Origin of the sequence: Acinetobacter sichuanensis (assembly GCF_003024515.2) — a bacterium.
Classification (GTDB): domain Bacteria; phylum Pseudomonadota; class Gammaproteobacteria; order Pseudomonadales; family Moraxellaceae; genus Acinetobacter; species Acinetobacter sichuanensis.
On the sequence record NZ_PYIX02000098.1, the window covers coordinates 1 to 3,841 of the forward strand.

Sequence of the window (3,841 nt, forward strand, 5' to 3'; positions counted from 1 at the left end):
AGCTGACACGGTACAGGTCACAGAAACCTTTGTTGAGGGTAGTGTAGAGATTTCAGAGTTTGAACAAATTGCTAAAGCTTTGATTGCTTCACTTGATTTAGTAAATCCAAACAAAATGCCGTTTGGTATTTTGATCACGCGAGTTTGATATAGGTATGATTAATAATAATTATGTGCCTGAATGGTATATATCGCCATTCCAACATGTCAAATATACATTGGCTCGCAATCAGATTCACATGGATCTGCTATTTGAAAACATGAACGATATAGATGAGTTTATGTCAAATGGTTGTGATGCTCAGGTGAATTTTTACAATGATGATTCAATGGCAATTGTCCAGATTCAAGACTGTGAGCGTCCTTTAATTGAAGTACATGGACTATTACTGCATGAAGCTGTTCATATTTGGCAGCGTATTAAACAGCGAATGAATGAGCGTGATCCAAGCACTGAATTTGAAGCCTACTCAATTCAGGCAATTGCTCAGGATTTATTTGCAATGTTTGAAGAGAGTCAATGTGATGATTAAGAATAAAATCCAATCTAAGGTTGCCAAAGCCTTTGATACAAAACTCGCGGATGCAGTGGCGAGTTTTACCTGCACCAAAATTATTAACTCTGGCAAATATGATCCAGTTACTGAAACGTATCCTAATCAAATTGACGGTTCTTATTCAGGTCGTGGCGTGTTGTTTGGTAGCTATAAAAAAGATTTGGTTAAGCCTACGGATTATCAAGTGACAGATTCCAAAGCAACAGTCCTCCAAAATGAGGTTACAGCAGTACCGCAGATTGGTGATGTTTGGATAACGGTTAAAGGTGATTTTAAGGTATTGAATGTAGGAACAGATCCAACAGATTCGATTTGGGTATGCCAGTTGCGGAAAGTTTAGTAATATTCCTCTGAAAATCAAGGGGGATTTATGAGCAATAAAGAGTTAGAGAACAGGATATTAAAGGTCGGGATGTGGATTTTCACATTCTTTTTTTGGTATTTGGTAATAGCATTTTTTCTTAAGAGTGATTATCCGATTTACAATCAGCCTTTTAATAGAAAAGATGCATATGAGGTACTTAGGGACGGATTAACACTCTCAGCTTATTTTCTTGCTCCAGCTGTGGCTTGTGTGCTTTTTAATGACTGGAGAAGTCAGCATATTGAGATTAAGAATGAGGAGGTTACTCAAGATATCTGGAAGTTAGTCGATCGGATTTCTGTTTTATTAAATTTTTCAGGATATGCTCTTAACTCAAAAGATTTTAATAAAAATCAATATAATATCTATCAATTGATTATAAACTTAAATACCAAAAAAGATCTTTTACGTTTGAGTGGTAGTGAAATTAAGGCATATCATAATAACTTAAATGAGTTAACCTCTTTGTTGAGGAAGTTGGTTGAAAATTATGTAGATGCTACCTTTGCTAATAATAGAGCAAATGATGAAAGGGTCCCAGAAAAACATTACAAAAAAACTCCTGAACTTAATCAAGCACTGCAAGATGTAATAAAGTACAGTGATGAAGTGAATCGAATTAAGAAAGAGATTACCGATATTAGTTTAAAACTAAAACCGTTATATGTTAAATGATTAAACCCACCTTGGTGGGTTTTTTAATAGGTGAAAATTATGTCATGGCAAGGCACACGATTATCACAGTTCACCTTTGAAGTACTGCAAAGCGCAACTGTTCTACAAAGAAAAATCATTAGCGAGTTCCTACAAGGTGTTGTACTTGCAAGTCCCGTTGATACAGGTGCGTTCCGTGGCAATAACCTCGTTTCAATTGGCTCTGTGGATGTTCGCTATGATCTCAATAAAGTGGATAAAGTAGGTGATAAAACAATTGCTGAGGGGAATATCAAAATTCTTCAGGCAAAGATTGGTGATCTAGTCTATGTGCAGAATAACTTGCCTTATTCCGTTGCATTAGAAAATGGACATTCCGAACAGGCTTCTACGGGGATTTATGCTTTAACCTTTCAGCGAGTGACGAGTAAATACAAATGATGACACTTGAACAAGCAGAATTGGAAATTAGAACGCGCTTGGCACAGTTTGACGGTGTGGATGTAGTTCAGTTTCAAAATCAAAAGATTCAAAATGGTCAGCCTTTTTCACCTCCAAGAGATGAATTGTGGTGCAAAGTATCTATCCAGTATTCAGGAAGTGGTATCCCAAGCATTGGTGATACGCCAAATATTCGATCCCAGGGCATGATTTCAATCCAATGTTTCGCACCATTAGATTCAGGTACTACGGCTATGGCGAAGCTATGTGATGCTTGGAGCTCTTTTTTGCAAAACTTTAGCGTATCTCACTTAGAAATCTACTTAGTTCATGCACCACAATATATGGATGATAAGCATTTTTACGCCAAGATCATTCGTGCTGAGTTTCGAGTGAATTAGTTGTAAATAGGGATAATACAACTCTGTCAAATTCCAAATAATTAAACCAAGTTTTACCTTAAAGCCGAGCTATTACAGTTCGGTTTTTTTATGCCTGAAATATGGCAACCAAGCCGACTAGGGTAGCTCCCGAAAAAGAAGATGGTCGTTTCGACTATTCATTGCATCTTCTTGTCGGCTTTTCTTTTTTAATGAATAGTTGGAGCAAAACAATGAATGCAAGAAAGAATTTTAATCAAGATCATGATCAAATGATTGTGCCATTTTATAATGCCAACCTCACAATGATTGAGTATAACGGTCAGCCATACATCCCTATGAAGCCAGTTGTTGAAGGGATGGGGCTAGATTGGAAAAGTCAGTATCGAAAAATTACCAACAAGTTTAAAACCTGCATGGTCAAAATGACCATTCAGCTATTTGGTGATAGTCAAAGTCGTGAAGTTGTTATGCTTCCGCTTAGAAAACTACCTGCATGGCTTTACTCTGTTGAGCCAAACAAAGTGAAAACCGAATTAAAAGAAATCATCGTTAAATATCAAGAAGAATGTGATGATGTGCTTTGGAATTACTGGACTGGAAAACAAAGTGCTCGTCAAAAGGCTTTTGATGAGTTTAATAAAATAGAGTTTGATGACAAGCTTTCTCGGGCTAAAGGAACAATTTCAAGTCTGGGTATGCACGTACGTAAGCGTGAAAAGAAAATAAATGATCAACGTCGACAAGATTGGCTAAATAAAAACGTTGGTGTATTGGATTTGGAGGGCTAATGTCATGTCAGATACTGATGATTATGATGAATATCAAGAAATACGCCTAGAACTTGAGGCGATGACGCATTCCGAACTTGTTATTGAGGTCATTAGTCGTATTAAATCTCAACGTCAAATGCTTATTGATAACTGGCATGAAACTGAAGAACTGCGTAAAGAGGTACATGATAGTAGAAGTTTTATTACTGATACAGCAGATCAGATTCAAAAGTGGGAAGAAGATGTCACTTCAGTTGTTGCGAAAGGTCTTTACTGGAAAAGATCGTTTTACCTTCTCTTAACCTTAATAATGATTACCCTGATTTTTACATATATTCAATCTTAAAACCCTGCATTGTCAGGGTTTAATTTTATCCACCACCTTCGGGTGGTTTTTTAATGCCTAAAAATAGGAGAAAGCCATGTCGAGTGGTGCAAAAATCAAACTGTACTATTGTGCAGAAACAGAAGCAGGTGTAACGCCAGCAAGCCCAACGTGGAAAACAGTACGCCGTGTAACAGATGGTTTAACTGAAAGTGTTACCACAGAAGCATCAAACAGTGTAGCGGATAGTCGTTTTCGTCAAGGGGGTATGGCAACTGAAGCAGAAATCACAGGAACTTTGGAAGTTGAACTATCAATAGGTTTGTTTGATGACTTTTGGTCAGCTG

8 protein-coding genes are annotated in these 3,841 nt (G+C 37.1%); all 8 read left to right on the forward strand.

The window, feature by feature from the left end; genetic code table 11:
- Nucleotides 1-155: 155 nt before the first annotated feature.
- Complete coding sequence (locus C9E89_RS21755) at nucleotides 156-533, forward strand: hypothetical protein (protein ID WP_107010206.1); 378 nt, start codon at nucleotides 156-158, stop codon at nucleotides 531-533.
- Nucleotides 526-897, forward strand: a complete 372-nt coding sequence (locus C9E89_RS21760; protein ID WP_378227562.1) for a glutamate 5-kinase — start codon at nucleotides 526-528, stop codon at nucleotides 895-897. The genes C9E89_RS21755 and C9E89_RS21760 overlap by 8 nt, the downstream gene beginning before the upstream one ends.
- 30 nt (nucleotides 898-927) lie before the next feature.
- Nucleotides 928-1,596 carry a hypothetical protein gene (locus tag C9E89_RS21765; RefSeq protein ID WP_107010205.1) on the forward strand — a complete coding sequence of 223 codons (669 nt, stop codon included), beginning with the start codon at nucleotides 928-930 and terminating at the stop codon, nucleotides 1,594-1,596.
- 39 nt (nucleotides 1,597-1,635) lie between these two features.
- Nucleotides 1,636-2,016: a hypothetical protein gene (locus C9E89_RS21770; RefSeq protein WP_107010204.1), complete on the forward strand. Its 381-nt coding sequence runs from the start codon at nucleotides 1,636-1,638 to the stop codon at nucleotides 2,014-2,016.
- Nucleotides 2,013-2,417, forward strand: coding sequence for a hypothetical protein (locus tag C9E89_RS21775; protein ID WP_107010203.1), 405 nt, complete (start codon nucleotides 2,013-2,015; stop codon nucleotides 2,415-2,417). The genes C9E89_RS21770 and C9E89_RS21775 overlap by 4 nt, the downstream gene beginning before the upstream one ends.
- A gap of 101 nt (nucleotides 2,418-2,518) precedes the next feature.
- Entirely contained in the window at nucleotides 2,519-3,187 is a 669-nt protein-coding gene (locus C9E89_RS21780; RefSeq protein WP_228199100.1) for a phage antirepressor N-terminal domain-containing protein, read from the forward strand.
- Between the two features lie 4 nt (nucleotides 3,188-3,191).
- Nucleotides 3,192-3,515, forward strand: coding sequence for a hypothetical protein (locus C9E89_RS21785; protein WP_107010202.1), 324 nt, complete (start codon nucleotides 3,192-3,194; stop codon nucleotides 3,513-3,515).
- A 76-nt stretch (nucleotides 3,516-3,591) separates the two neighbouring features.
- On the forward strand, nucleotides 3,592-3,841 hold a 250-nt coding region (locus C9E89_RS21790; protein WP_265935938.1), incomplete at its 3' end, for a phage tail tube protein.

Excerpts from the sequence above, each read along its gene's own strand:
- C9E89_RS21765 (WP_107010205.1), top strand. The coding sequence starts at position 928 with ATGAGCAATAAAGAGTTAGAGAACAGGATATTAAAGGTCGGGATGTGG.
- C9E89_RS21770 (WP_107010204.1), top strand. The coding sequence starts at position 1,636 with ATGTCATGGCAAGGCACACGATTATCACAGTTCACCTTTGAAGTACTG.
- C9E89_RS21775 (WP_107010203.1), top strand. The coding sequence starts at position 2,013 with ATGATGACACTTGAACAAGCAGAATTGGAAATTAGAACGCGCTTGGCA.
- C9E89_RS21755 (WP_107010206.1), top strand. The coding sequence starts at position 156 with ATGATTAATAATAATTATGTGCCTGAATGGTATATATCGCCATTCCAA.
- C9E89_RS21785 (WP_107010202.1), top strand. The coding sequence starts at position 3,192 with ATGTCAGATACTGATGATTATGATGAATATCAAGAAATACGCCTAGAA.
- C9E89_RS21760 (WP_378227562.1), top strand. The coding sequence starts at position 526 with ATGATTAAGAATAAAATCCAATCTAAGGTTGCCAAAGCCTTTGATACA.
- C9E89_RS21780 (WP_228199100.1), top strand. The coding sequence starts at position 2,519 with ATGGCAACCAAGCCGACTAGGGTAGCTCCCGAAAAAGAAGATGGTCGT.